The following is a 642-nucleotide window of genomic DNA, read 5'->3' as shown; positions in this document are numbered from 1 at the left end:
GGCTGTAGTCGGCGTAGCGGCGCGGGAAGCCCTGGGCGCCCAGCCAGTGCTGGACCAGGAAGGTGGTGTGGAAGCCGATGAACAGCGTCCAGAAGTGCCACTTGCCGAGCGTCTCGCCGAGCATCCGGCCGGTCATCTTCGGCCACCAGAAGTAGAAGCCGGCGAACATCGCGAAGACCACGGTGCCGAAGACGACGTAGTGGAAGTGCGCCACCACGAAGTAGGAGTCGTGGACGTGGAAGTCGAGCGGGGGCGAGGCCAGGATGATGCCGGTCAGGCCGCCGAACAGGAAGGTGACCAGGAAGCCGATCGCCCACAGCATCGGCGTCTGCAGTGTGACGTGGCCCCGCCACATGGTGCCGATCCAGTTGAAGAACTTCACGCCGGTCGGCACGGCGATCAGGAACGTCATGAACGAGAAGAACGGCAGCAGCACCTGCCCGGTGGGGAACATGTGGTGCGCCCAGACCGTGATCGACAGGCCCGCGATGGCGATGGTCGCGCCGACCAGGCTGACGTAGCCGAAGATGGGCTTGCGGCTGAAGACCGGGATGACCTCGGTGATGATGCCGAAGAACGGCAGGGCGATGATGTAGACCTCGGGGTGGCCGAAGAACCAGAACAGGTGCTGCCACAGCAGCG

At 64.6% G+C, this 642-nt stretch carries 1 protein-coding gene; it reads right to left on the bottom strand.

The annotated features are described in order from the left end of the window. Positions 1-642, bottom strand: a 642-nt coding sequence (locus ABD823_RS34495; RefSeq protein WP_344867171.1) for a cbb3-type cytochrome c oxidase subunit I, incomplete at both ends; no start/stop codon positions are given.

Source organism: Planomonospora alba (assembly GCF_039534085.1).
GTDB lineage: Bacteria > Actinomycetota > Actinomycetes > Streptosporangiales > Streptosporangiaceae > Planomonospora_B > Planomonospora_B alba.
This window is presented reverse-complemented; position numbering and strand designations above follow the sequence as displayed.